Origin of the sequence: Nonomuraea ceibae (assembly GCF_019396325.1) — a bacterium.
GTDB classification, from domain to species: domain Bacteria; phylum Actinomycetota; class Actinomycetes; order Streptosporangiales; family Streptosporangiaceae; genus Nonomuraea; species Nonomuraea ceibae.
Genome location: NZ_JAHKRO010000045.1, coordinates 1 through 26012, shown reverse-complemented (window position 1 = coordinate 26012; position 26012 = coordinate 1). Strand labels below are relative to the sequence as shown.

Here is a 26012-nt window from a genome sequence, read left to right as displayed (position 1 = left end):
AACTGAGGGCCATTCACCGACAGTTTGCTGAGAGAAAAGGTCGCCGGACAACCGAACAGATGAACGCCGCATTCTCGGAGAAATCCGCTGGTTCAGCCCCAGCATTCTCGGAGATGCGCCACGGGCGGACCGGCCAGCAAGATGTGCCAGTAAAGCATGATTCGTAACGCTATTCCTTCGGTTGATTCGGTTGATATCGCGTCACCCGCGCGTGGGGGAGGCTTGATGGCACTGCTCGCGCCACCCGGACCGGCCACGGCCGGCTACTGGAACAGGAAGACCGAGACCATGCCACGCCAGGAGCTGGCCGCCTGGCAGTGGCGCAAGCTGCAGCTCGCGCTCGCCCACGCCCGGGCGAACTCGCCCTTCTGGCGCGAGCGGCTGCCCGAGCGGCTCGACTCGCTGGAGGACTACTTCGCGCGGGTGCCGCTGCTGTACAAGAAGGACCTGATCGCGGCGGAGGAGACGGCGCCGCCGTACGGGACGTGGCCGTCGCTGGACCCGTCCTTCGCCATCCGGCACCACCAGACCAGCGGCACCAGCGGCGACCCGCCCGTGCGCACCTTCGACACCCAGCGCGACTGGACCTGGGGGGTCGACCTGTGGTGCACCGTGCTGCACGGCATGGGCGTGCGGCCCGGCTACACGGGCCTGGTCGCGTTCGGGTACGGGCTGTTCATCGGCTTCTGGGGCATGCACTACGGGCTGGAGCGGATGGGCTGCCGGGTCGTCCCGGCGGGCGGGCTCGACTCCAAGGCGCGCGTGCGCATCCTGGTGGACCTGCAGGTCGAGGTGCTGGGCTGCACGCCGAGCTACGCCATGCGCCTGATCGAGACGGCCAAGGAGATGGGCGTCGACCTGGCGCGCGACGCCAACGTGAAGATCATCATGGCCGGTGGCGAGCCGCGGCCCGAGTCGACCACGCAGGCGATCTCCGAGGCGTTCGGCGCACGCGTCTTCAACGCGGCCGGGACGACCGAGTTCGGCACGGTGTCGATGTTCGAGTGCCCCTCGCTCAACGGCGGCTGCCACATCATCGAGTCGGGCGTCATCGAAGAGGTGCTGCACCCCGACACGCGGCAGCCGGTCGGCTACGGCGAAGAGGGCATCCGGGTGACGACCGGGCTCGGCCGCGAGGGCATGCAGCTGTTCCGGCACTGGACGGACGACCTCGTGGTCAAGCGGCCGTGGAGCGAGTGCGGCTGCGGCCGGACCTGGGACTGGTTCGACGGCGGCATCCTCGGCCGCCGCGACGACATGCGCAAGATCCGCGGCGTGTCGGTCACCCCGGTCATGGTCGAGGACGTCCTGCGCGGCTTCCCCGAGGTGAACGAGTTTCAGGTGGTGCTGCGGACGATCCGCGGCCTGGACACGATCGTGCTGCGGATCGAGCCCGACGAGATCCCCGGCCTGGACGTCGCCGACCTCGGCGCCCGCGTCAGCACGACGATGAAGCAGGAGGTCGGCATCCGCCCGGACGTGGAGTTCGTGACTCCGGGCACCCTTCCCCGGTTCGAACTGAAGGCGGCGAGGTTCCATGACGAACGCAGATGAGCTCTCCGACAAGCAGGAGCGCCAGCTCCGCGACTGCTACGCGACGCTGCACGAGCTCGCGGAAACCTGCGGAGTCCCCTCCGTCGTGGCCGCGGCGCGCGCCGCCGTGGCCGAGCTGCACGCCGCCCTCGACGGGCAGGCGCTCGACTTCGGGTTCTACTCCCACAAATGGAGCTCCGAGCAGCCCGTGTGAGCAGCCCGTCTGAGCCCGGAGGAGGCAACCATGGCCGGCAGGCCGAAGAAGATAGTCGCGATCAACGGGTCGGAACGCGACGGCAACACCGCCGACGTGCTCGCGTACGCCGCGGGCATCGCCTTCCGGCGCGGCGTCGAGTTCGAGACCATCCACCTGCGTGACATCGACATGATGCGCTGCGGCCCGTGCGGCGACTGCAACGACCGCGTCGTGCGGTGCGTGCAGACCGACGACGTGCCCGGCGTCGTCGACAAGATGATCGAGGCCGACGCCATCATCTATGCCGCCCCCGTGCACGGGTTCGGCACCTCCAGCCTGATGCAGACGTTCATCGAGCGGGCCGGCGTGGGCTATCTGCGCTTCGACCGGCCGCTCAGCAACAAGGTCGCCGGCATCATCGCGCTGGCCCGCCGCTACAGCGCCGGCGAGGTGTGGGCGCAGCTCATGGCCAACGCCCTGCTCAACCGCATGATCGTCGTCGGCGCCGGGTTCCCGGCCACGGTGCACGCCCTGCACAAGGGCGACGCGGCCTTCGACGAGGAGGGCCTCATCAACGTCGGCCGCCAGGTCGAGCGCATGATCGACATGATCGAGCTGCTGGACGACTACCGCGAGCTGACCGGCCGCGACGACATCCTGCCCCCGCCGGAACGCAACGAGCGCGAGGGGCTGGCCTGGAACGCCGCGCGGGAGCGCATGTGAGCGCGCCGCCGGACGACGCCGCGTTCCGCGAGGAGTACCGGCGGCTGCACACCCGCTTCTACGCCGGCGCGATGTCGCGGGACGACTGGGCCGCCTGGCAGGAGCGGCGGCTGGCGAGCGTGCTGCGGCACGTCACCGAGCGCTCGCCGTTCTACCGCCGCCACCTGGCCGGGATCGACCTGGCGCGGGTGACCCCGGACACGCTGCCGCTGCTGCCGTTCACCACCAAGGACGACCTGCGCCGGGAGATGTACGACGTGCTGTCCGGCAGCGTCGCCGAGGCCGCCGTCTACTACGAGACGACCGGCACCACCGGCGCGTCCACGCCCTGCCCGCGCGGGCCCAGGGACGTCATGACGAGCAACTCCGCCGTCGTGGAGGCGTGGCGGCGGCTGTTCGCGGCCCGCTTCGGCGACCGCAGGCCCGTCGTCGGGCTGATGGGCCCCTCCGAGCTGTACGCCTTCGGCGACGTGTTCGGCGCGGTCACCGCCGAGCTGGGCATCTGCCACGTCAAGATCTGGCCGGAGTCGCCGCGCGTCGGCTTCCGCAAGGCGCTGCGGCTCATCGAGGAGCTGGGCGTCGAGGTGCTGGTGTGCGCGCCGGCGCTGTGCCTGAGCCTGGCCAAGGCCGCCCTGCACTACGGCTACGACCTCGACCGGCTGCCGGTGTCGATGTTCCTGGTGCTCGGCGAGGTGTGCACGGGCGCCTTCCGGGCGAACGTCACCTCGCTGTGGCCCGGCGCCGCCGTCTACCCCGCCCTGTACGGGTCGCAGGAGGCCCTGTGCATCGCCACCGGCGCGGTCAGCGGCGACCTGCACCTGTCCAAGCCGAACTACCTGGCCGAGGTCGTCGACCCGGACACCGGTGAGGCGCTGGGCGAGACGGGGGAGGGCGAGCTGGTGCTGACCATGCTGATCGACGGCATCAAGCCGCTGATCCGCTACCGCACCGGCGACCTCGTCCGGATCACCCCGGCGCCGCCCGGCGCGCCCCTGCCCGGGCCGGTCGTCGAGGTCATCGGCCGGGTGGCTGACCGCATCCACCTGGGCAGCGCCACCCTGCAGCCCGCCGAGCTGGAGAGCGCCGTGCTCACCGGCGTCCGGGGCTGCCTGGGCTACCAGATCGTCATCGACCCGGGCGACGAGGTCACGGTGCGCCTGGACCTGCTGCCGGAGATCAGCGGCGACCCGCGCGAGGTGGGCGAGGGCGTGTCGGCGCGGCTGCGCGAGCTGGCCGGGGTGCGCGCCGGGGTCAGCGTGGACGCCGGCCTGGACCCGGTGACGAACACCGGCTCGTTCACGAGCTGGAAGGCGGCCAGGATCCTCGACAACAGGTCGGAGCCCGACCGCGTGGCGCTGGTGGCCCGCGAGGTGGCCCACCGCTACGCGATCACCACCTGAGACGCCGAGGGGCCGTCCGGTCGACGACCGGACGGCCCCTCGGCACGCCGCTGTCCTACCCCTTGTCCAGCTTCACGGCCTGGGCGATGTAGTCGCGCAGCGCCGCGTCGTGCGTCTCCAGGTCGGCCGGCTTCTTGAGCTTCACGTGCCGGGTCTGCTTGCCCGATCCGGCCAGCAGCCCGTGCGCGTCCTCGAAGCTCGCGCCCCGCTCGAAGGCGAACGTGACGTGCGTCTTGCTCAGGCTGATGATCGCCAGGACCTTGTTGTCACGCCAGGAGGGCGACCCGTAGGTCAGCACCTCGCGCGCGTCGGGAGCGGCCTCGGCCATCAGCGCGCGCAGCCCCTCGACGATGTCCTTGTACTCCGGGGAGACCCTGGTCTTCACGAATTCGTCGACGTCCGGGTTACCCATTAGCAGACCTCCTTGTGGTGGTGATGGCTTTCATATCAAGCTGGACGCGTTCGGCGTGACATCTCCGCGGAACAGCCCGTCCGGGTCGACCCGCTGCCGGATCCGGTCCAGCTCGCCGATCTGCTCGGCGCTGAGATGGCCCTGCGGCTGCTCGCTGTCCTCCACGAAGGTGGGCGCGGTCCTGCCGGTGTCCCAGGGCGCGAGCGCCTCACGTACGCGGGCGCAGCGGTCGCGGATGGCCGCGAGGCTGCCGGCGTCCATCACGACGCCCGCGCCCGAATAGGCGTAGGCGGCGTCCAGCCGGTCGAGCGCCCCGCCGGGCGCCGGCGGGGCGGCGTACGCGCCGCCGAGCTGCCGCAGCCCCGCGGTGACCAGCGGCGAGCCGGCCGGATCGGCGATCAGGTCGAGCAGGCGGGCGGCGCCGTCGTCGCCGATCTCGCGCAGCAGCAGGTGGTCGCCGGCGATGGCGATGGGCTCGTCCGGCTCCATGTGCGCGTCGAGCACCGCGGCGGTGGTGGTCGTCTCCCACGTGTCGAGCACCGGCTCGGCGATCGCGCGCAGCGGCCCGAGCAGGTCGGCGGCGTGCCGCTCGGCGGTGCCGGGGCCGGACTCGGCGTCGAGCACGACGCCGTCGACGCACAGCACCGGGCCGGAGCTCAGCGCGGGCGGGATCTCGGGCAGCGGCGGCAGGTTCATCACCCGCAGCGACGTGCCGGCCTCCCAGGGGGCGTCGAGCGCCCACCGCCGCCAGGCCGACAGCAGCCGGGGGGCGTGCGCGGCCGGCCAGTAGGCGGCCCCGGTGACCACCCGGGCCGCAGGGAAGAGGCCGACCTCGACGGCGGTGACGACGCCGAAGCCGCCCCCGCCGCCGCGCAGCGCCCAGAACAGCTCGGGGTCGGACGCGGCGTCGACGCGGCGCGCCTCGCCGTCGGCAGTCACCAGCTCGATCGCCAGCACGCTGTTGGCGGCCAGCCCGTGCTTGCGGCCGTAGAAGCTCAGCCCGCCGCGCAGCAGGTAGCCGACCACGCCGACGGTCGGCGCCGAGCCGTGCGGCGCGGCCAGCCCGTGGGCGGCGGCGGCCGTCACGACGGCGGCCCACGCGGTCCCGGCGGGCACGCGCGCCACGCGGCGGGCCGCGTCGATCTCGACCTCGCCGTCCATCCGGGTGCGGATCAGCAGGTCGCCGTCCATCGGCCGCCCGGCGGGGGCGCCGTGCCCGGTGCTGTGCGCGCGCACGCCCAGCCCGACCGCCCTCGCGTGCCGGATGGCGGCCCTGACCTGGTCCACGGTCCGCGCCGTGGTGGCGGCGACCGGCCGCAGCGGGCCCGCCAGGTTGAACACGTGCGTGGCCGCCTCGTACGCCGGATCGCCGGGCGAGGCGATCAACGTGCCCGGCTCGTCAACCACGGTCATGAGCGTCAGCCTCCAGCTCGGGTGCCCGCGTGTCAGGCCGTTGTCCAGCCTCGCACGCGCGGGCCCGCGCCACGTCTTCCAGAATGCGGTTTCGGTCTCGCACACCAGGAGATGTGCCCGGCCGCCCGAGGGGCGCACCATGGCCTCAGGGTGCACCGGATTCGCGGGAGAGCGACGTATTCCATGGCTTCCGAATTCCTCGACACGGCCGCAATCGGCAGGCATTACGACGAGCGCTCGCCCATCGGCGACGTGCTCCGCGACGGCCACATCCACATGTGGTACTGGTACGACGACGAGGACGAGGCGTCGCTGGCCGAGGCCGTGGGCCGCACCAGCCGCAAGGTCGCCGACACGCTCGGGCTGCGCCCCGGCGAACGGCTGCTCGACGCCGGCTGCGGGCCGGGCGCCACCAGCGTCTTCCTGGCCACCGGCTACGGCGCGCGGGTCACCGGGATCTCCATCAGCGAGTTCGAGCTCGGCGCCGCCCGCGAGCGGGCCGCCGCCGCCGGCGTCGCCGACCTGGTCACCTTCGAGTACGGCGACTACACCGACCTGGCCTACGCCGACGGCTCCTTCGACGCCGTCCTGGCCCTGGAGTCGCTGCAGAACGCCCCCGACCTGGCCGCGGTGTTCGCCGAGCTGTTCCGCGTGCTGCGCCCGGGCGGCCGCATCACCTTCTCCGACTTCAGCCTGGAGTCGCAGGCCGAGCCCGAGCGGGTGGCCAAGTTCATGGCCAGCCTCAAACTGCGGGAGCTGCCCACGCTCGCCGAATGGCTCGGCCACGCGCGCGCCGCCGGGTTCCTGCCCGAGGAGTACACCCAGTGCGGGCCGAGGGTCTTCGGCCGCAAGTCCAAGTACCTGCGCACCGCGATGCCCCGCAGGCAGGAGATCGCCGAGCGGTTCGGCGAGGCCGCGGTGACGACGTTCTCGCGGCGCCACGCCGGATTCTTCGCCCCCCGTCCCGACCAGATCGGGTACGTCATCGTCTCCGCCCGCAAACCCCTGCGTTGAGCGCGAGGCGGGCGATCACCACGAAAGGACGCGCACATGACCTTGTCCATGTCCCAGCCGGCCGTCGCCGACCTCGTCGAGTCGTTCTCCGGCGCGGACCCCGACCGGCTCGGCGAGGAGTACCTGCGCCTGGCCGGGCTGCTGCTCGACGGCGGCACGGCGACCGAGCTGGCCTCGCCCGCCGTGCCGCTGCTGGTCGAGCTGCTGCGCACCGCGCCCGCGGACCGCAAGGCCCACCCGGCCGTCCTGCTGGGCCTGCTGGCCGGAGCCGAGGACCCCGCCGGTGACGGCGAGCTGGCCACGGCCGTGGGGCGGGAGATCGACCTCTACCTGGACCTGTGGATCGGCAGCGCGAACGGGCAGCCGCTCTCCCTCGCCCTGGCCTACCTGCTGTCGCACTTCCCCGAGGACCGCGACCGCATCCTGTCCGTCGCCGGCGACCGGGGGCTCGACGTCTACGACCTGTCCAAGCTCGATCGGGCGCTCGCCCGGCTCGACCTGGACGACCCGGTCATCGGCCGGGTCTTCCCGTCGCCGGCCGTGTGGGCGCTGATGGACGAGGCGGAGCGCGACTTCGACAACTCGTGGATCAAGGCCATGCCCACCGAGCAGATCATCCTCAACTGGGACAAGGACACCAGCACCGTCCGCGGCAACCTGGGCGCCGCAGCCCACTGGGCCGCGCTCAACGGCGCGCCCACCCCCGTCGAGGTCGGCACCGTCCCGCCCCGCGACGAGCTGCCCCCGCCGCCCGACGGCGGCACCGAGCTGTTCGCGCCGCACGCCGCCGCGCTGCGCTGCCCGCGCTGCGCGAGCGGCCTGGACCTCACCGGCGCCGAGGTGCGCTGCGCGGCCTGCGCCGCCGTCTACCCGGTGGCCAACGGCATCCTCAACCTCACCGAGGACGCCGAGCGCAACGCCGGCGACTTCCTCTACAAGCTCGCCGAGGTGCCCAGCATGGGCCACTTCTACGAGGCGTACGCGCGCCCCAACTTCCTGCGGCTGGCCGGCTCCAACTGGGGCACCGCGATCAGCCCCGCCGACGAGGACGCCTACATCACCGAGCACGTCCGCCCGGTTGACGGCCCGGTGCTCGACCTCGCCTGCGGAGCCGGCCGGTGGACGCAGACGCTGACCGAGGCCGTCGGCGCCGACCGCGTCATCGCGCTGGACATGTATCCGCCCATGCTCACCGCCACCCGCAGACGCCTGCCCGAGCTGCCCGCCGTCATGGCGGGCGCGCGCCGCCTGCCCTTCGGCGACGCCACCCTCGGCGCCGTCATGTGCTGGAACGCGCTCCAGGCCTTCCCGGACGACGCGCCGGAGGCCATCAAGGAGATCGGCCGCTGCCTGCGCCCCGGCGGCACGTTCACCTTCCTCACCTTCCACTCCTCCGCCGACCCCGTCTACCGCCACCTGGTCGCCTGCCACTACTTCCCCGGCCACCAGAGCGGCATGGAGCTGTTCGAGCTCGACGACATCAAGGCGTGGCTGGCCGCGGCGGGCCTGACGATCCGCCACGAGCACGGCCCCGGCACCTTCGTCCTCATCACCGCCGAGCGCCCCGCCTGACGCCCGGGAACGACGACGCGAAACCAGAAGGGCCGCTGCCGATCCGATCGGCAGCGGCCCTTCTCCCTCGCCCGGGTATCAGCGGTTCAGCTTGAGCTGCACCACCTTCTCCAGGTCGGCGGCCGAGTAGTCGCGCCCCGCCGAGGCGGTGCTGAACGACTCCACGGCCAGGCTGTGCCCGGGGCTCGTCGCCGGGTTGCGGAAGCCCGTGCCGATCGCGTACGCGTTGTACTCGTCCAGCAGCTTCTGCGCCTCCGCGGTGGCGGCCGTGAAGCGCGCCAGCGGGTCGGCCCCCCGCGTCAGCACGTCGTCCATCGCCCGCGTCATGACGTCCTGGTTGCCGGCGAAGTCGCCGAACAGCGCGCCCCGCGACACCGGCACCGGCCCGCCGCCGGGCAGCGCCCGGCTGGGGTACCTGCTGACGTGCTCGTAGCCGAGCCGGTGGTACGGGTGCTGGTCGAACCAGCCCTCGTCCTCCAGCAGCCGGTAGGAGGCGTGCGTGATCGGGATGAAGCTGCTGAACTTGTGCCGGTCGGCCGCGTTGCGCGGATTGTGCAGGAACTGGATGAGCGCGAGCGCGCCGTCCTGCGTGTCCGCGTCGAGGCCGTTCGCCAGCCACAGCGACGTGCCCGCCACCGCGTTGCCCACGTACGGCACCTCGCCGTTGTACGGGAAGACCCCCACCTCGACGTCGAACCCGTTCTTGTGCGCCGCCTGCACCATGTAGTTGACATCGTTGGACGAGGTCAGCCGGATCGCCACGTCACGCTCGGCGAAGGCCCGGAACGTGCCCGCCCAGTCGGGGATCTTGCCGGTGTAGAGACAGTGGCCGCGCGCGTGCAGCCGCCGCCACCACTCCACCCACGCCAGCATCTCCTCCGAGGCCAGGTACGCCGTGGTGGCCCGCCCCGACCGGCCGTTGTCGTTGTCCACCAGCAGCCCGCCCTGCGTGGCCAGCGCCTGCTGGAAGAACGTGCCGTGGTTGGACCAGGTGATGGGGAACGCCGGCCGGTCGCCGCGCAGCCCGGCGATCCGCTCGCACACCTCGTCGACCTCGGCCCACGTCTGCGGCAGCTCCGTCACGCCGGCCGCCCGCAGCATCCCCTTGTTGGCGAACAGCAGGCTCGTCGTGCCGCCGGACGGCATCGAGGTGAGATCCCCGTCGAGCGAGTAGTACTCGCGGAAGGCCGGCAGCAGGTCGTCGATCACCACCGGCTCGCCCAGGATCTCCGTCCGGCCGCCGATCGCCCGCTCCAGCGACGTGAACACCGGCTCCCCGTCGGGCCCGATCAGGTCGCGGGCGGCCTGGCCCATGTAGAAGTAGTACTCGGCCACGGCCGGCCGCTGCCCGCTCGCCGCCGCCTGCGCGACCTGCAGCGGGAAGGTCCAGAAGTCCTTGCCCTCGATGTTCACCTCGTAGTCGGGATGGGCCCGCTCGAAGTCCCTGCCCTGCTCCCGCCACCGGTCCATCCACCCGGGAAAGGTCAGGTCCGGCACCCACACGTCCAGCACGATCTTCTTCTTCATGCGATCCCCCGGTGTTGCGCGGTCAGCTTCTCCAGGTCGGGCACGATGTCCGACGGGCTCGGGCGGTCCAGCCACTCCTCGTGCAGGGCGTCGGCGCCCGCCTTGTACGCCGGGTCCTCCAGGGTGCTGACGATCAGCGCGCGGACCTCCTCGGCGGACTGCTTCTGGTGGTCGAGCCGGAACCCGGCGCCCCGGCCGACGATGTACGAGGCGGCGATCGGCGACAGGATGTGCCGCTCGGGGATGACGCTGCCGCCCTCCTCGGTGAACTCCAGGCGCTGAGACTCGTCCGTGTCGGCGATGATCTGCGGCACGTTGGCGGCGACGGAGGCCCAGAACGTGCCGCTGGAGCCGTGGTTGATGCTGGCCGAGCAGGTCGGCAGCAACTGCGAGAGCGGCACGTAGTCCACGACGCGGACGTTGTCCGGGATCGGCGGCAGGCCGACGAGCTGGTTGGCGTCGAGCGTGGCGACGAGCTCGACGTCGAGGTCGGCCACCGCCTCCAGGATCTTCGGGGTGCGCCATTCGCCCTGGTGGTAGGTGCGGGTCGACAGGCCCAGCGACAGGGCGATCCGGGGCCGCTCGGGCGGCCCGTACAGCCAGGAGGGTTTGACGCCGCCGCCGTTGTACGGGATCCAGCGCACCGGCAGCGACGTGAGCGTGGTCGAGACGCGCATCTCGGGCGGCAGCGGGTCCACCGTCCACTGGCCGAGCAGCAGCTCCTCGTCCACCTCGACGCCGTAGCGCTCGGCCAGCGGGCGGACCGCGTCGGCCAGCGGGTTGCCGGCGGCGGCCGGGCCGCGGGCGGCGAACAGCTCGGTGGCCCAGCCGCTGTAGTCGGGGCCCATGATGACGCGCGCGTGCGCCGCGCCGGCCGCGCGCGCCGCCACGGCGCCGCCGGGGAACCACGGGTCCCACAGCACCAGGTCGGGCCGCCAGGCGAGCGCGAACTCCACCAGCGCCACGTTGTCCGCGCTCGGCTCCGGCGGCAGGTGGTACTTGGCCGCCGACAGCAGGAACTGGTAGAAGACGTCCCAGCTGTCGCGGTCGGCCGGGGAGACGCCCAGCTCCGCCGCCAGCCGGTCCATCTCGGGCACGTTCGGCGCCAGGTCGGGCCGGGCCCAGCCTTGCGCGGTCGTCTCCGGGACGCCGCACACCACCGCCGTCAGCCCGGCGGCGGTGATGTCGTCCTCGGCGCCCGGCGGGCACGCGATGACGACCTCGTGCCCGGCGGTCTGCAGCGCGTGGGCGTACGGGACGGCCGGGAACAGATGGCATCTCTGGGGCCAGACGGTGAGCATCACTCGCATGGAGGCTCCTTGGGATCTAGAGATGTGCGTGGGTCGACCGGTAGCGCCTCAGGTGCTCGCCGGTGAGGGAGTCAGGGGACTGCAGGAGTTCCAGCGGGGTCCCGGTGAACACGATGCGGCCGCCGTCCTTGCCGCCGTCGGGGCCCAGGTCGATGACGTGGTCCGCCTGCTGGACGACGTCCAGGTTGTGCTCGATGGCCACCACGGTGTCGCCCTGGCGGACCAGCGTGTCGAGGAGCGTGAGCAGGGTGGTGATGTCTGACATGTGCAGGCCGGTGGTGGGCTCGTCCAGGACGTAGACGGTGCCGGTGCGGTGCAGTTGCGCGGCCAGCTTGATGCGCTGCAGCTCGCCGCCCGACAGCGTGCTGAGCGGCTGCCCGAGCGTCAGGTAGTCGAGGCCGACGTCCGTGAGCGCCCGCAGCTTGCGGCGCAGCGCGGGCTGCGTGAACGCGTCGACGGCCTGCTCGGCGGGCAGCGCCAGCACGTCGGCGATGGATCTGCCGTCGAGCCGGTGCGCGAGCACGTCCTGGTGGAACCGGCTGCCGTCGCAGGCGGTGCAGCGGACGGTGACCGGGTCCATGTAGGCGAGCTCGGTGATGATGACGCCGCGGCCCTGGCACTCGGCGCAGGCTCCCTCGGAGTTGAAGCTGAACAGGCTCGCCGGCTGCCCGCTGGCCTGCGCGAACAGCTTCCTGATCGGGTCCATCAGGCCCAGGTACGTGGCGGGCGTGGAGCGGGCGGAGGCGGCGATGGGCGACTGGTCGACGTAGACGGCCTCGGGGTACGCGCGGGTGAACACGTCGGCGATCAGCGTGCTCTTGCCCGAGCCCGCGACGCCGGTGACCACGGTCAGCATGCCAAGGGGGATGTCCACCGACACGTCCTTGAGGTTGTGCAGGGTGGCCCCGGTGATCGGCAGGACGCCGCGCGGCTGCCGGAACTCGGTCTTCATCGTGGTCGCCGCGCGCAGGCCCCGGCCGGTGGGCGTGTCGGCCTCGCGCAGCCCCGCGAACGAGCCGGTGTAGACGATCTCGCCGCCGTGCGCGCCCGCCCCGGGGCCGAGGTCCACGACGTGGTCGGCGATGGCGATGACGTCCGGGTCGTGCTCGACGACGAGCACGGTGTTGCCCTGGTCGCGCAGCGTGCGCAGCAGGTCGTTGAGCCGTCCCACGTCACGCGGGTGCAGGCCGACGCTGGGCTCGTCGAAGACGTACGTCATGCCGGTCAGCGTGCTGCCCAGGTAGCGGACCAGCTTGAGCCGCTGGCCCTCGCCGCCCGACAGCGTCGAGGTGGCGCGGTCCAGGCTGAGGTAGCCGAGCCCGATCGCCGCCACGCGCCGCAGCGCCACCGCGGCCGAGCGGGCGATGGGGGTGGCCACCGGGTCGTCGATGCCGTCGAGCACCTCGATCAGGTCGGTGACCTGCATGCGGGTCCACTCGGCGATGTTGCGCCCGCCGATCGTGGTCGCCAGCGCCGCCGGGTTCAGCCGCGCGCCGTCGCAGTCGGGGCAGACGCCCTCGGAGATGAACCGCTGGATCGTCTCGCGGGTCCGCTCGCTGGTCTTGCTCATGTCGCGCTTGACGCCCAGCCGGGTGAACCGGTCGAGCAGGCCCTCGTAGTTCGTCTTGTACGAGCCGCTCTTCGTGGTGAGCTGGACCTTGCCGCCGGTGCCGTGGAGGAAGAAGTCCATCTCCTCCTGCGTGTAGTCGCGCACCGGCTTGGCCGGGTCGAGCTTGCCGCTGTTGGCGTACAGCTGCCAGTCGGGGGTGCCGACGCCGTAGCCGGGGACCAGGATCGCGCCGTCGGCCAGCGACTTGTCGCGGTCCAGCATCAGGTCCACGTCGGCGCGGACGCTGCGGCCGAGGCCGTCGCAGCCGGTGCACATGCCGCGCGGGTTGTTGAAGGAGTACGTCGAGGCCAGGCCGTCGGTCGGCGTGCCGTACCGGGCGAACAGGGACCGGATGACCGAGTAGATGTCGGTGATCGTCCCCACCGTGGAGCGGGCGTTGCCGCCGAGCGGCTTCTGGTCCACGACGACCGGCGGCGTGAGGTTCTCGATCGCGTCGGCCAGCGGGCGCTCGTACTTGGGCAGCTGGTTGCGGATGAACCACGGGTAGGTGCCGTTGAGCTGCCGCTGAGCCTCCACCGCCACGGTGTCGAAGACGATGGACGACTTGCCCGATCCCGACACGCCGGTGAAGACGGTGATCTGGTTCTTCGGGATGGTGAGGGACACGTCCTTGAGGTTGTGCTCCCGCGCCCCGGTGATCCTGATGACGTCGAGGCTGGGGGAGACGGCCGGCGCGGGGGCCGGGTCTGCTGTGACGCTCACTGGTGCTCCTGTTCCTGCGGGGCGCGGGAGACACGGTGATCCGGCCGAGGTGTTCCGATCCCCGGCCGGATCACTGGCCCGCGCTACTTGGCTGCGGTCTCGGCCACCGGCTGGTCCGCCCCGGCGGGGGCGGCGCCGGGCTCGCCGGCCTGCTCGCCGTCGCCCGGCTGCTCGCCGCCGTCCGGCTGGTCGCCGGTGGGCGGGGCGTGCCGGAGCGCGACGGCGGCCACGGTGGCCAGGACGAGCGCGACGACGGCGCTGGCGACGGCGGTGGAGTTCATCGCCGAGGTGAACGCCTCGCGGGCGGCGGTGAGCAGCTGCGCCGCCACCGGCCCCGTCACCTGCTCGACGGCCGTGTAGGCGCCGGCGATGCTCTCCTGGGCGGTCCGCGCCGCCTCGGCGGGCACGCCCGCGGGCAGGCCGCCGCTGAGGCTGCTCTGGTAGACGGCGGTGCCGACGCTGCCCATGACCGCGATGCCGAACGCGATGCCGAACTCGCCGCTGGTCTCCGACATCGCCGACGCCGACCCGGCCTTCTCCGGCGGCACGGACCCGATGATGAGCCCGGTGCCGAGCGCGCCCATCGGGCCCGCGCCGAGCGAGCTGACGATGAGGCCGGTGACCAGCAGCGCGACGCCCGCCGAGCTGCCGACCTGGGTCAGCAGCAGGTAGCCGACCGCGGTGACCACGAGGCCGCCGGCGATCACGTACCCGGGCCTGATCTTGCGGGCGACGGCGGGGGCCGCCATCACGCCGAAGATGGTGGCGATGGTCGAGGGCACCAGCCAGGCGCCCGCCTGCAGCGGCGAGAGGCCCTCGACCGTCTGCAGGTAGAGGTTGACCAGCAGGTACGTGCCGCTCATGATGCCGCCGCCCACCATGATCACCAGGGCGGCGCTGAACGAGCGGTTGGCGAACAGCCGCAGGTCGAGCAGCGGGCTGGCGAGGCTGCGCTGGCGCTGCACGAACAGCACGCCGACGATGAGGCCGACGGCGACGGCGGTGATGTTCACCGGCTGCCAGCCGCTCCTGGCGACCTCCTTGAGCCCGTAGATGACGGGCAGGATCGCGCCGAGCGACAGGGCCACGCTGACCAGGTCGACCCGGCCGCTCTCGGCGTCGCGGTATTCGGGCAGCAGCTTCGGCCCCGCCAGCAGGAGCAGCGCCATGACCGGCACGCCCAGCAGGAAGACCGAGCCCCACCAGAAGTTCACCAGCAGCACGCCGCCGACGACGGGGCCGATCGCCATGCCGCCCATGAAGCAGCTCATCCACACGGCGATGGCGACGCCCATCTGCTGGGGGTTCTTGAACATCACGCCGAGCAGCGACATGGTGGACGGCATCAGCGTGGCGCCGGCGATGCCCATGAGCGCCCGGGAGACGATCAGCATCTCCGCGCTGGTCGAGTACGCGGCGGCCACGGAGGCGGCGGCGAACGCGACGGCGCCGATCAGCAGCAGTCTGCGCCGGCCGACCCGGTCGCCCACCGTGCCCATCGTGACCAGGAACCCGGCGATCAGGAAGCCGTAGATATCGGTGATCCAGAGCTGCTGGGTCGCGCTCGCGCCCAGGTCCTGGCTCAGGTGCGGCAGCGCCAGGTACAGCGCGCTCATGTCCAGCGACAGCAGCAGGGTCGGCAGGGCCAGTACGGCCAGGCCGATCCACTCCTTGCGACCGGCCCGCACATCGGACCCGGCGCCGGAGCTCACATCCATGGGAGATCCTTCCGTCTGGGGGGTTTCCAGGGCCCTCGGCCCTAGTGCAGGGGGGAATCCGGAGTGGTGACGACGGCTCGCAGGACGGTGGTGAACTCCGAGGCCCAGGCGGCCATCGTGTCCGGGTTCCACAGGTTGGTGTTGTAGCCGAGAGTGCCGATGATCTCCCCGGCCGGTGTGATGTTGAGCTCGCACAGCGCGCCGTCCGGGATGTCGCCGCCGGACGGCTGCGACAGCAGGCGGGGCACCTCGGCGTACTCGACGTCGCCGACGCGCTCGCCGTTCATCGCGAACGGCGAGTGGAAGACCTGGAACAGGAACAGCCCGCCGTCGTCGGCCGCCGCCGTGCTCATGAGCTGCGGGGCCTGCGCGACGATCTGCGAGAACGGGATGTCGTGCGCGTAGCTCTCCAGGCAGCTCGCCCGCACGAGCCGGGCCACGTCGCCGAACGTGTCGCAGCCCGTCAGGTCGGTGCGCAGCGGCACGAAGTTGAAGAACGACCCGACGGTCTGGTGGAAGCGCATCGCGGTGCGCCCGGTGGTGAACGTCGGCACCACGACGTCGCTGATGCCGGTGATGCGGCGCAGCACGATCGCGTGGGCGGCGAACAGGACCATGAACGGCGAGCAGCGCAGCTTCGCCGCGGCCTTCCTCGTCGCGGCGCTCAGCTCGGCGCCGACGGTGAAACGGTGCCAGCCGGTGGTCTTGGGCAGCCCGGCCGAGCGGGGGTGGTCGGTGGGGAAGGTGAGCATCTCGGCGCCGCTCAGCTTCTCCCGCCAGAACGCGCGTGCCCCGTCGAGCTCGTCGGAGGCGGCCCGCTCCCGCTCCCACGCCGCGTACTCGCGGTACTGCGGCGGCGGGGGCGGCAGCTCCACCGGGTGCCCGCGCCGGACGGCGTAGCAGAGCGCCACCTCGCGCATGATCACGTGCATCGACCACGCGTCGGCGGCGGTGTGATGGACGGCCAGCACGAGCACCGCGTCGGCCGAATCGAAGCGGCCGAGCACGGCGCGCAGCAGCGGCACCGACGTCGCGCTGTAGGAGCCGGACTCCACCTCGTTGACCAGCTCGCTCGCCCGCAGGTCACGCGCGTCCGCGCCGGTGTCCGACAGGTCGCGCACCTCCAGCTCCACCGGTCCCGGCGGCATGATCCGCTGGTGGCTGTCGCCGGGCTCGCGGACGAGCAGCGTCCGCAGCGCCTCGTGCCGCGCCACGACGTCGCCCAGGGCCGCCCGCAGCGTCCCGTCGTCGACCTCGCCGCGCACCCGGCAGGCGTAGAAGATGTTGTACGCCGGTCCGAACGGCCCCGAGTCGTCACCCTCGTCGAAGACGGACAGGAATTCCTGGTTGAGGGAAAGCGGAACGCGGCTCACCGGCTCGCTCGGCGTGTTCAGGATTTCGGTGACGCTCACCACGGGTCCCTTCACTGAAATTCGCCGCAAGGCGCGTCCCGGACGGACTGAAAGAATATCCGCGACGCACTTTCCGGACTTATTCTGGATTGCTGTCTTTCACCGGCCGATGCCCAGGTAGAGGTAACCGAGCCGGCGCAGTTCGGCGATCTTTTCCTTGCTGTAGTAGGCCCGGCCGTCGAGAATGAGGCAGTTGCCCGCCACCGGCAGCGCCGCGTAGTCGATGTCCGCGAAGTCGTGGTGGTTCGCCATGATGGCCACGCAGTCGGCGTCGCGGACCGCCTCGTCGAGGGACTCGGTCGGGGCGATGCCGAACAGCGTCTCGGCCTGGAACGGGTCGACCAGCGGATCGTGCAGCCTGACCGTCGCGCCGGCCTTGAGCAGGGCGGTGACGACGCCCTCGACGGGGGTCGCGCGCAGGTCGCCGGTGTTGTTCTTGAAGGCCGCGCCCAGGATGGCGACGGTCGCCGTGGCCGGGTCCTTGCCCTGGCCGACCAGCGTGTCGATGATGAGCTGGCTGGCGTGCTCGGGCATGCCGAGGTTGACCTTGCGGCCGGTCGGCGGCGTGTGGAGCTCGACGCCGCGGCGGCGGGCGGCGTGCCAGACCATCCACGGGTCCTTGACCAGGCACGAGCCGCCGACCCCCACGCTGGGCAGCAGGATGTTGACCTTGCTCTTGCCCTTGGTGATCGTGTTCGCGGCGGCGATCACGTCCAGGACGTCGACGTCGTAGGCGGCGCAGAACTTGGCCAGCTCGTTGGCCAGCGCGATGTTGAGGTCGATCCACCAGTTGTCGGCCAGCTTGACGATCTCGGCAGCCTCGGGGGAGTCCTGGGTGATCACCTCGACGCCGAGCGCCTGCCGCCAGAACAGGGCGGCGTCCGCCGTGCTGTCGTCGTCGACGCCGCCCACCACGATCGGCAGCGAGCGCAGCTCCCGCAGCGCGGTCCCCTCGGCGAACCGCTCCGGGGTGAAGGCGAGGTTGAAGTCCACGCCGCAGGCCAGGCCGCCGCCCTCCAGCAGCGGCCGGACGAAGTCGCGCGTCGTGCCGGGCGGGACCGTGCTCTTGACCAGCACGAGCTGCCCGGCCCGCAGATGGCGGCCCACCTGCTCGGACGCCTGCCCGAGCTGGTCCTCCACCATGGAGCCGTCGGTGCGCACCGGCGTGCCGACCGCCAGCAGCAGCACGTCGGCGTCGCGGACCGCCGCGAAACTCGTCGTCAGCCGCAGCCGGCCGGCCATGATGGCGGCCTCCAGCAGCGGGGCCAGGCCGTCCTCCTGATAGCGGCAGTGGCCCTCGGTCAATTCGTCGATCAGCCTGGCGTTGGTGTCGATGCCGATCACGTCCCACCCGCGCTCGGCGAGGATGGCGGCGTAACAGGAGCCGACGTAGCCGAGTCCGATGACCGCCACTTTCGGCTGCTCGTTTTCCCGCAGGCATCGCATGAACGTTCCCCCTTTAGGGCGACCGGTCGAAATTCCTGTTGCCAGCACAACGCAATTCCTGGCGGCGCGCATCTTGTGGGTTGCCTGGCCGGGCGCAATACAGGAGATGCGACGGGAATGGAGGTGGCCGATGCTGTGGAGTGGTGCATCGACGAAGGGCGTGAGATGAACGAACACAAGGCGTTGATCCTCGACGAGGTGCGTAAATACCACGCCGATGTGGCACCCTCCGGGGATTTCGAGCCGGGCGTCACCGAGATCTGGCCCACCGGGGCGGTGCACGACGTGGCGGACCGGCTGGCGCTGGTCGAGGCCGCCCTCGACCTCCGCGTCGCCGGCGGCACCAGGGCCAGGAAGTTCGAATCGGTCTTCGCGCGCAAGATGAAGCGGCGCAAGGCGCACCTGACCAACTCGGGCTCCTCCGCCAACCTGCTGGCGGTGTCGGCGCTGACCTCCCACCGGCTGGAGGACGCCCGGCTGCGGCCCGGCGACGAGGTGATCACCGTCGCGGCGGCGTTCCCGACCACGGTCAACCCGATCCTGCAGAACGGGCTCGTCCCCGTCTACGTGGACGTGGAGCTCGGCACGTACAACCCGACCGTCGACATGGTCGCCCGGGCCATCGGCCCGAAGACGCGCGCCATCATGATCGCGCACACCGTCGGCAACCCGTTCGCCGTCGCCGAGATGGCCGAACTGGCCGCCGAGCACGAGCTCTTCCTCATCGAGGACAGCTGCGACGCCGTCGGCTCCACCTACGACGGCGAGCCCGTCGGCACCTTCGGCGACCTCACCACCGTGAGCTTCTACCCGGCCCACCACATGACGATGGGCGAGGGCGGCTGCGTGCTGACCTCCAGCCTGCTGCTGTCACGCATCGTCGAATCGCTGCGCGACTGGGGCCGCGACTGCTGGTGCGAGCCCGGCGAGAGCAACACGTGCCTGAAGAGGTTCAACTACCAGATGGGCACGCTGCCGCACGGCTACGACCACAAGTACATCTACTCGCACGTCGGCTACAACCTGAAGATCACCGAGCTGCAGGCCGCGCTCGGCCTGAGCCAGCTCGGCAAGCTCGACGACTTCTGCGCCGCCCGCCGCCACAACTGGCGCCGGCTGCGCGAGGGCCTCGAAGGCGTCCCGCACCTGATCCTGCCCGAGGCCACCCCCCGCTCCGACCCGAGCTGGTACGGCTTCGTCCTCACCGTCGACCCGGCCGCGCCGTTCGACGCCAAGGAACTCGTGGACTTCCTGGAGGACCGCAAGATCGGCACTCGCCGCCTCTTCGCCGGCAACCTGCTGCGCCACCCCGCCTACCTCGACCGCGACCACCGCGTGGTGGGCGAGCTGACCAACACCGACATCATCACCACCCACACCTTCCACGTCGGCGTGTACCCCGGACTGACCGACCAGATGATCGACTACGTGGTCGCGTCGATCAAGGAGTTCGTCGCCGCGCGCGGATGACCGTGTGACAGAAGCCGAGAAGGTGATTCCTCATGGGCCGGACCGACGCATGAAGGCCTTGGTGCTGTCCGGCGGGTCCGGCACCCGTCTGCGTCCCTTCAGCTACTCGATGCCGAAACAGCTCATCCCCATCGCCAACCGTCCCGTGCTGGAGCACGTGCTGGTGAACATCCGCGACCTGGGCGTGACCGAGATCGGCGTCGTCGTCGGCTCCTGGGCCGCGGAGATCGCCGCGGTCGTCGGGGACGGCTCGTCGCTCGGCCTGCGCGTCACCTACATCCGGCAGGACGAGCCGCTCGGGCTGGCCCACGCCGTGCGGCTGGCCCGCGGCTTCCTCGGCGACGACGACTTCGTGCTCTACCTGGGCGACATCATGCTGCCCGACGGCGTCGCCGGCGTCGCCGCCGACTTCCGCGCCCGGCGGCCCGCCGCGCACGTCGTCGCCCAGCGGGTGCCGGACCCGAGGGCGTTCGGCGTCGTCGAGCTCGGGCCCGGCGGGAACGTGCGGCGGCTCGTCGAGAAGCCGCGCCACCCGCGCAGCGACCTCGCCATGGTGGGCGTGTACTTCTTCACCGCCGCCGTGCACGAGGCCGTCGACGCCATCGCCCCCAGCCGGCGCGGCGAGCTGGAGATCACCGACGCCGTCCAGTGGCTCGTCTCCCACGGGCGGCCCGTCCGGGCGACCGAGTACCAGGGCTTCTGGAAGGACACCGGCAAGCCCGACGACGTGCTGGAATGCAACCGGCGGCTGCTCGCCGAGCTCGGCGGGCGCGTCGAGCTCGGCCCCATGACCAGGACCACGCGCTCGCGCATCGAAGGGCCGGTCATCGTCGGGGCCAACACCGTCATCGAGGACTGCCTCATCGGGCCGAACGTCTCGATCGGCCGCGACTGCGTGCTGCGCGGGACCCGGCTGAGCGACTCCATCGTGCTCGACGGCGCCTCCATCCTGGAGGTGCCCGGCATGCACGGCTCCATCGTCGGCCGCTCAGCCGTCATCGAGCCGGCCGGCTCGCCCGCGATCCCGTACCGCCTGCTGGTCGGCGACAACACCCGCGTCGAGATCGCCCCCGTGGCCCGCTGACCCCCGCGCCCCCGTCCCCGGTACGGCCTCTCCCCCCGGGCGCGGGGGCGCGGCGTACTCCCGCACACGGGCGCGGGGGTGCGGCGCGCTCCCCGGACATGCGGCGACCGACCGGTGAGGCCGGTCGGTCGGGCGGGGGAGGAGCGGGTCAGGCTCCGACGGGGGTGTTCTGGTAGGCGGTGATGAGCCACTGGCCGTCCTGCTTGACCAGCACCCAGGTGGCGCGGACGGCCCGCTCGGGCGCGACCTCGCTCTCGCCGCCGGCGAGCACGCCGCCCTTGGTGACCAGCACCGCGGCGTCCGGGCCGAGGAACTTGGCCGACACGGGCTCGCCGAACACCCGCGTGCCCTTGAGCGGCCCGGCGTAGGCGGCGCTCATGTACGCCCGGATGCCCTCGCGGCCGGCGACGTAGACGTCACCGGGCAGGATCATGGTGGCGTCCTCGGTGAAGACGCCGGCGAAGGCGTCACCGTCGTTGGCGGCCCAGGCGGCGATGATGCGCCGCGGCACCTCGCGCACGGCGGTCGTGTCGTCGGCGGTGATCGTTGTGACGCTCATGGGATCGTCCTCCACTCAGCGGCTGATAAACACCCTCCGTGACCATAACTCCGCGCCCTTCGCCGCCTTTCTCCTGCCGTGCCGAAGGGCGCCGGCATTTTCCCGCATTCTCAAAGATGTACGCGCCGCCGCCGCCTGTGACGATATCCGCAAGAACCGGTATTCAGGGCGGGTATCCGTTCGCGGGCCCTTTCATTGGGGAATTCAGCAGTGGAGGACACCGGATGACTGACAATCGGGCAGGCGAGCTGAGTTTCGCTCTGATCGAGGAGAAGGTCGGAAAGATCTGGCGCACCGTCTTGGACGTGCCGGACGACATGGCCGACGCCACGTTCTTCGACCTGGAAGGCGAGTCGATTTCCGCGATCCGCATCGTGTCGCGCATCGAGGACGAGCTGGGCGTCGAGCTCGAGGTGGGTGACATCTTCGAGGAGGACCCCAACGTGGGCGCGCTGGTGCTCAGGGTCGCCGCCGCGGCGAAGGTCTCGTCCCTCGCCTGAACGCGCCGACGGCGCGAGCTTCTGACCGCTGGGACACGCGGCCCAGCCCCGAGGGAACAGTAGGAGGAAATGGTGGCGACGACGACCGAGGTTCCGGCGCGGGAAGAGCTGGTGAAGCGGGTGTCCGCGCTCGCGCCGGCGCTCCGGGCCAAGTCGGCCTGGAACGAGCAGAACCGGCGCCTCCACGAGGAGTCGATCGAGGCCCTGGCCGACGCCGGCGTCTTCAGGATGCGGGTCCCGGCCCGCTTCGGCGGCTACGAGTGCGACACGCGCACGCTGGTCGACGTGGGCGCGGAGCTGGGCCAGGCCGACGGGTCCACCGCGTGGACGGCGTCGGTCTACTGGATTCCGACGTGGATGGTCTGCCTGTTCCCGGACGAGGTGCAGGCCGAGGTGTTCTCGACGCCGGACGTGCGCGTCTGCGGCACGCTGAGCCCGTCCGCGATGGCGGCCCCGGCGAACGGCGGCGTGGTGGTCAACGGCAAGTGGGGGTTCGTCAGCGGCGCCTGGCACAGCCACTGGCAGGAGATCGTGGCCATCCAGGTGGGCCCGGACCAGGAGCCCATGCCCATCATGGCGCTGGTGCCCACGTCCGAGCTGAAGATCATCGACGACTGGCACACGACGGGGCTCCAGGGCACCGGCAGCGTCAGCACGGTGGCCGAGAACGTGTTCGTCCCGGCCGAGCGGGTGCTCCCGCTGCCTGCCGTCCTGCAGGAGCAGTACGCGTCGCGGCTGAACGCCGGCATCCCGATCTACCGGGCGCCGATGCTCCCCGTGGCCTCGGCCTCCTCGGTCGGCACGCTGCTGGGGCTGGCGAAGGCGGCGAAGACGGCGTTCCTGGAGCGCCTGCCCGGCCGCAAGATCACCTACACCGGCTACGAGCAGCAGAGCGAGGCGCCGCTCACCCATCTGCAGGTCGCCTCGGCCGCGCTGAAGATCGACCAGGCGCAGTTCCACGCGGAGCGGCTGGCGGCCACGGTCGACGGCAAGAGCGAGCGCGGCGAGGCGTGGACGCTGGAGGAGCGGGCCCGGGTCCGCGCCGACATGGGCGCGGTGTGCGCGCTGGCCAAGGAGGCCGCGGACATCTTCGCCTCGGCCAGCGGCGGCTCGTCCCTCTACTCCGACGTGCCGATCCAGCGCATCCTGCGTGACGTGCACAGCGCCAACCTGCACGCGCTCATGCACCCCAACACCAACACCGAGCTGTACGGCAGAGTCCTGTGCGGCCTGCCGCCGAACACGCTCTACATCTGACCGGCGTGCCCCGATGCCCCGCTGCCCTCCGGCGGCGGGGCATCCGCTCGTCACGCCGCTTCCAGACCGGCCGCCTCGGCGGGCTCGGCGGGCTCGGCGGCCACCGGGCCGCGGTCCCGGGCGGCGGGGGCGCAGGCGTCGACGATGAGCTCGCGGCCGAGGTTGCCGCGCACCAGCAGGTCGGCCACGACGCCCCAGCTCGTGCTTCCCTCCGGCGCCCGCAGCGCCTGCGCCACGGCGGTCAGGTCGTCCACGACCTCCTCCAGGACGCCGGCGACGGCGTCGGCGTTGTGCTCCAGGATGTCGATCCACAGCTCGGGCGGGCTGCCGGCCACGCGGGTCACGTCGTACAGCCCCCGGCCGGCCAGGGACAGCAGCTCCGGCTGCCCGGCCGCGTACGCGAACCGGGCGGCCAGCGCCGCCGACAGGACCAGCGGCGCGTGCGAGACCGCCGCGGCTGCCCTGTCGTGGGCGGGCGGCGACAGCAGCGTCACCTGCGCGCCGCAGGCGGCGACGAGGTCGGCCACGGCCCGCACCGCGTACAGGGCGGTGGCCGGGCACGGGCACAGCGCCCACTTGCGGCCGGTGAACAGCCCGGCTCGGGCGGCGGCCGCCCCCGGCGCCTCACGCCCGGCCATCGGGTGGCCGGGGACGTACCGGCTCAGGTCGCACCCGGCCAGCTCGGCGGTCGCCAGGATCCGCGCCTTGGTGCTGGCCACGTCGGTGTAGACGGCTCCCAGCTCTCTGGCCTGCGCGTCGCGCAGCACCTGGGGCACGGCGGACGGCGGGGTCGCGATGACCACGACGTCCGCTGGCGGCTCGTCGACGGTCAGCGGCGCGCCCGCCCCCAGGCGCACCGCCTCGGCCAGCGCACGCGGGTCGTGGTCGGCGAGCCGTATGCGGATCCCCTCGGCACGCAGCGCGAGCGCCACGGAGGTGCCGATCAGCCCGCACCCGATCACTGTGACCCGGCGGAGGGTGGATCGCGTGGTCCCGCTCGTCGTGGACGTCAAGATGGCCATGGTGACCGGTCCTTCCTCAGCATCGGTGCTTCCACTGCCATGCTGCGCCGGACCAGGGCCGAAAAGGGGGCGAGGTGACGTCCGCTTACTGCCGACGGGCAGCACGTTCCTGCCAGCGGGTCACGTCCACGGCGCCACCGGGTACCACGGGATGATCTCCCGCCGGGCCAGGAGCCTGACGTCCCAGTACAGGAACGTGAACACGCCGGCGACGATGAGCGCCGAGGCGGTCAGCACGGCGATCCGGTGCGGCTTGGCGGCCAGCCACCGGTGCACCCGCCCGCCGAACACCACGGCGGTGACCACCAGCAGCACCGCGAGCAGCACGATGTTGCCGATCGACTGCAGCGTGAACGCCGCGGCCCCGTACAGCGGGTTGCCGCTCTCGGCCGCGTCCCGGAACATCGCCCGGAACAGCCCGAACGGGCGGCCGATCAGGAAGCCGCCGATCAGCGCGCCCATGAAGACCATGCGCGCGCCGGGCCGCCGCTCGAACGGGTCGGGCACCAGCCTGAGCGCGGCCAGCCCCAGGTAGAGCATCGCCAGCCCGACGATCCCGAACACCACCATCGACTGGATGCTGCGCGGCGACAGCCCGCCGGAGACGTTGGCCGCCGTGGAGAACTGCGGCATGCTCGTGCCGACGATCCCGACGAGCGCTCCGTACAGGGCGGAGACGGGGATCATGCCGGCGGCGAGCAGCCCGAGCGGCCGCAGCGCCGCCCGGAACCGCTCGCGGCGCCCGGCGCCGTCGCCGACCAGGGGAGCCAGCGCGCCGAACACCGCGATGTTGCACGCGGTGAACGTGCCGGCCATGCCGGTCACGAACGCGAACACGACCCCCGCCGCGATGCCCGCGATCGGCGCCTCCGCGGCGTCGTGCCCCAGCAGGGTGTCGGCGACGGTGCCGCCGATCGTCTCGTCCACGAACCGGGCCGACCACACGACCGTCAGCAGGAACCCGATCACCGCGCTGATCAGGACGACCCGGCCGCGCCGCACGGTCCGCAGCTCACCGTCGCGCGCCTGCCGGCCGCTCAACGTGTTCGCCATCACCCACCACCGTTCACTCGGAGTGTCACGTACGGTCAGGATGAACGGCGATCTTGGGGGCGATTTCTTCGAGAATGCTTAGTTTGTGGCCATTCATTGCCATACAGTCATTGCCACCAGCGCCACGCCGACCAGCGAGTCCAGCACGAAGCAGAACTCCGCCAGCGACCGCGCCACCACCTTCCCCGTGCGATGGTGGTGGACGTCCCACGCGGCGTGACCGAGCATCCCCGCCGCCACCAGGTACGCGCCCGCGTCCCCGCCGACCGCCAGCGTGACGACCGCGACCAGCCCGAACCCCGCCATCGCGAGCACCTGGCGCGACAGCCCCGCCGCCCGCGTGACCAGCCCGTACGCCGCCAGCCCGGCGGCCACGCCGAGCATCGGCCAGGTCGGGCCGACGCCCGGGAGCAGCGCCTTGGAGACGGCGATGACGGCGAAGCTCACCCCGAACAGCGGCCACGCCGCCGACGGCCGGCCCAGCGCGGCGGCGCCCAGGTAGATCATCCCGGAGGCGGCCAGGACCGGCGCGACCTCCTCCCCGCCCGCCAGCCCGTACACCATCAGCCCGGCCAGCACGATCCCGGCCATGGTGGGCCAGTGGCGCAGCGTCGAGACCCGTTCGGTCGTGTCGTTCACGGCGTCCTCCTTCGATGAGGGCTCCAGCCTCGCCACCGGCGCGCCCCGCCAGTAGTGCCGGATGCGCACGGGCGCGCGTGGACGTGTCACATGATCGGGTGACATCTGTCATCCGCGCGTGCCTTGCTGCGAGAATGGCCGCGTGCCTGACCTCCCGATCGACGAGGACGCCGGCCTGGGCCGCTTCCGCCGGGGCACCTGGTGGAGCGTGACCGCGACGACCGGGTTCTTCCTCGTCTTCGTCGCCGGGGCCTGGGTCCTCGACCCCGCCGTGGCCCTGTGGGCCCGCGTCACGGGCGCCGCCGCCCTGGCCGCCACGGGCCTGTCCGGCATGGCACTCCTCACCCGCCGCATGACCCCCTCCCCGGAAACCCCCGCACCCCCGCCCCCGCCCCCGGACGGGCCTTCGCCTGCGTCCGT

Annotated in this window: 22 protein-coding genes and 1 pseudogene; 11 read left to right on the top strand and 12 right to left on the bottom strand. The window is 71.9% G+C overall.

All coding sequences use genetic code 11. The features are described from left to right. Positions 1-225: 225 nt before the first annotated feature. Genes KME80_RS25685 through KME80_RS25670 form a run of 4 tightly spaced genes read left to right on the top strand, consistent with a single transcriptional unit; the run spans position 226 to position 3852 of the window. Positions 226-1554, top strand: coding sequence for a phenylacetate--CoA ligase family protein (locus tag KME80_RS25685; protein ID WP_219508717.1), 1329 nt, complete (start codon positions 226-228; stop codon positions 1552-1554). Beyond that, the gene (locus KME80_RS25680; RefSeq protein WP_219508715.1) at positions 1538-1747 is read left to right on the top strand and encodes a DUF6052 family protein; all 210 of its coding nucleotides are present in this window, start codon (positions 1538-1540) and stop codon (positions 1745-1747) included. Before KME80_RS25685 ends, KME80_RS25680 begins: the two co-directional genes overlap by 17 nt. Before the next feature lie 30 nt (positions 1748-1777). After that, positions 1778-2452: a flavodoxin family protein gene (locus KME80_RS25675; RefSeq protein WP_219508713.1), complete on the top strand. Its 675-nt coding sequence runs from the start codon at positions 1778-1780 to the stop codon at positions 2450-2452. Further along, positions 2449-3852, top strand: coding sequence for a phenylacetate--CoA ligase family protein (locus KME80_RS25670; RefSeq protein ID WP_219508711.1), 1404 nt, complete (start codon positions 2449-2451; stop codon positions 3850-3852). The genes KME80_RS25675 and KME80_RS25670 overlap by 4 nt, the downstream gene beginning before the upstream one ends. A 55-nt stretch (positions 3853-3907) precedes the next feature. Here KME80_RS25670 and KME80_RS25665 read toward each other — a convergent pair whose 3' ends face one another. After that, positions 3908-4264, bottom strand: a complete 357-nt coding sequence (locus KME80_RS25665) for a DUF1801 domain-containing protein (protein ID WP_219508709.1) — start codon at positions 4262-4264, stop codon at positions 3908-3910. 30 nt (positions 4265-4294) lie between these two features. Next, positions 4295-5677 (bottom strand): FAD-binding oxidoreductase, encoded by a 1383-nt coding sequence (locus tag KME80_RS25660; RefSeq protein WP_219508708.1) that lies wholly within the window; start codon positions 5675-5677, stop codon positions 4295-4297. A 183-nt stretch (positions 5678-5860) separates the two neighbouring features. Between KME80_RS25660 and KME80_RS25655 the strand changes: the two genes are divergently transcribed. Then, the gene (locus KME80_RS25655; RefSeq protein WP_219508707.1) at positions 5861-6691 is read left to right on the top strand and encodes a methyltransferase domain-containing protein; all 831 of its coding nucleotides are present in this window, start codon (positions 5861-5863) and stop codon (positions 6689-6691) included. A gap of 36 nt (positions 6692-6727) precedes the next feature. After that, positions 6728-8263 carry a class I SAM-dependent methyltransferase gene (locus tag KME80_RS25650; RefSeq protein WP_219508706.1) on the top strand — a complete coding sequence of 512 codons (1536 nt, stop codon included), beginning with the start codon at positions 6728-6730 and terminating at the stop codon, positions 8261-8263. Positions 8264-8341: 78 nt separating this feature from the next. Here KME80_RS25650 and KME80_RS25645 read toward each other — a convergent pair whose 3' ends face one another. The 6 genes from KME80_RS25645 to KME80_RS25620 form a co-directional block, all read right to left on the bottom strand. Beyond that, entirely contained in the window at positions 8342-9790 is a 1449-nt protein-coding gene (locus KME80_RS25645) for an extracellular solute-binding protein (protein WP_219508705.1), read from the bottom strand. Continuing rightward, positions 9787-11100, bottom strand: a complete 1314-nt coding sequence (locus KME80_RS25640) for a nucleotide disphospho-sugar-binding domain-containing protein (protein ID WP_219508704.1) — start codon at positions 11098-11100, stop codon at positions 9787-9789. The genes KME80_RS25645 and KME80_RS25640 overlap by 4 nt, the downstream gene beginning before the upstream one ends. A gap of 16 nt (positions 11101-11116) precedes the next feature. Further along, positions 11117-13432, bottom strand: coding sequence for an ATP-binding cassette domain-containing protein (locus tag KME80_RS25635; RefSeq protein ID WP_219508703.1), 2316 nt, complete (start codon positions 13430-13432; stop codon positions 11117-11119). An 83-nt stretch (positions 13433-13515) separates the two neighbouring features. Next, positions 13516-15150, bottom strand: a complete 1635-nt coding sequence (locus KME80_RS25630) for an MFS transporter (RefSeq protein WP_219508702.1) — start codon at positions 15148-15150, stop codon at positions 13516-13518. 41 nt (positions 15151-15191) lie between these two features. Further along, entirely contained in the window at positions 15192-16562 is a 1371-nt protein-coding gene (locus tag KME80_RS25625; protein ID WP_219508701.1) for a condensation domain-containing protein, read from the bottom strand. A 99-nt stretch (positions 16563-16661) separates the two neighbouring features. After that, complete coding sequence (locus tag KME80_RS25620) at positions 16662-17975, bottom strand: nucleotide sugar dehydrogenase (RefSeq protein ID WP_308125931.1); 1314 nt, start codon at positions 17973-17975, stop codon at positions 16662-16664. A 198-nt stretch (positions 17976-18173) separates the two neighbouring features. On the opposite strand from KME80_RS25620, the gene rfbH reads away from it, so the two are divergent. Together rfbH and KME80_RS25610 are read left to right on the top strand one after the other, a co-directional pair. Continuing rightward, on the top strand, positions 18174-19478 hold the full coding sequence (gene rfbH, locus KME80_RS25615; RefSeq protein ID WP_219508699.1) for a lipopolysaccharide biosynthesis protein RfbH: 1305 nt from the start codon (positions 18174-18176) through the stop codon (positions 19476-19478). 49 nt (positions 19479-19527) lie between these two features. Further along, positions 19528-20562 carry a glucose-1-phosphate thymidylyltransferase gene (locus KME80_RS25610; protein ID WP_219508698.1) on the top strand — a complete coding sequence of 345 codons (1035 nt, stop codon included), beginning with the start codon at positions 19528-19530 and terminating at the stop codon, positions 20560-20562. A gap of 148 nt (positions 20563-20710) precedes the next feature. Here the strand turns inward: KME80_RS25610 and KME80_RS25605 are convergent, their stop codons facing one another. Then, the gene (locus KME80_RS25605; RefSeq protein ID WP_219508697.1) at positions 20711-21121 is read right to left on the bottom strand and encodes an SgcJ/EcaC family oxidoreductase; all 411 of its coding nucleotides are present in this window, start codon (positions 21119-21121) and stop codon (positions 20711-20713) included. A gap of 224 nt (positions 21122-21345) precedes the next feature. On the opposite strand from KME80_RS25605, the gene KME80_RS25600 reads away from it, so the two are divergent. Together KME80_RS25600 and KME80_RS25595 are read left to right on the top strand one after the other, a co-directional pair. Beyond that, on the top strand, positions 21346-21621 hold the full coding sequence (locus tag KME80_RS25600) for a phosphopantetheine-binding protein (protein ID WP_246645785.1): 276 nt from the start codon (positions 21346-21348) through the stop codon (positions 21619-21621). Between the two features lie 69 nt (positions 21622-21690). Beyond that, positions 21691-22878: an acyl-CoA dehydrogenase family protein gene (locus tag KME80_RS25595; protein WP_219508695.1), complete on the top strand. Its 1188-nt coding sequence runs from the start codon at positions 21691-21693 to the stop codon at positions 22876-22878. A 50-nt stretch (positions 22879-22928) separates the two neighbouring features. Here the strand turns inward: KME80_RS25595 and KME80_RS25590 are convergent, their stop codons facing one another. The 3 genes from KME80_RS25590 to KME80_RS25580 form a co-directional block, all read right to left on the bottom strand. Beyond that, a complete protein-coding gene (locus KME80_RS25590) occupies positions 22929-23900 on the bottom strand; it encodes a prephenate dehydrogenase (RefSeq protein WP_219508694.1) in 972 nt (323 codons plus the stop codon). 120 nt (positions 23901-24020) lie between these two features. After that, complete coding sequence (locus KME80_RS25585) at positions 24021-24953, bottom strand: hypothetical protein (RefSeq protein WP_219508692.1); 933 nt, start codon at positions 24951-24953, stop codon at positions 24021-24023. A gap of 93 nt (positions 24954-25046) precedes the next feature. After that, positions 25047-25592 (bottom strand): hypothetical protein, encoded by a 546-nt coding sequence (locus KME80_RS25580; RefSeq protein ID WP_219508691.1) that lies wholly within the window; start codon positions 25590-25592, stop codon positions 25047-25049. A gap of 142 nt (positions 25593-25734) precedes the next feature. Between KME80_RS25580 and KME80_RS25575 the strand changes: the two are divergent. Then, positions 25735-26012 (top strand): annotated as a pseudogene (locus KME80_RS25575) (hypothetical protein); the annotation flags it as partial.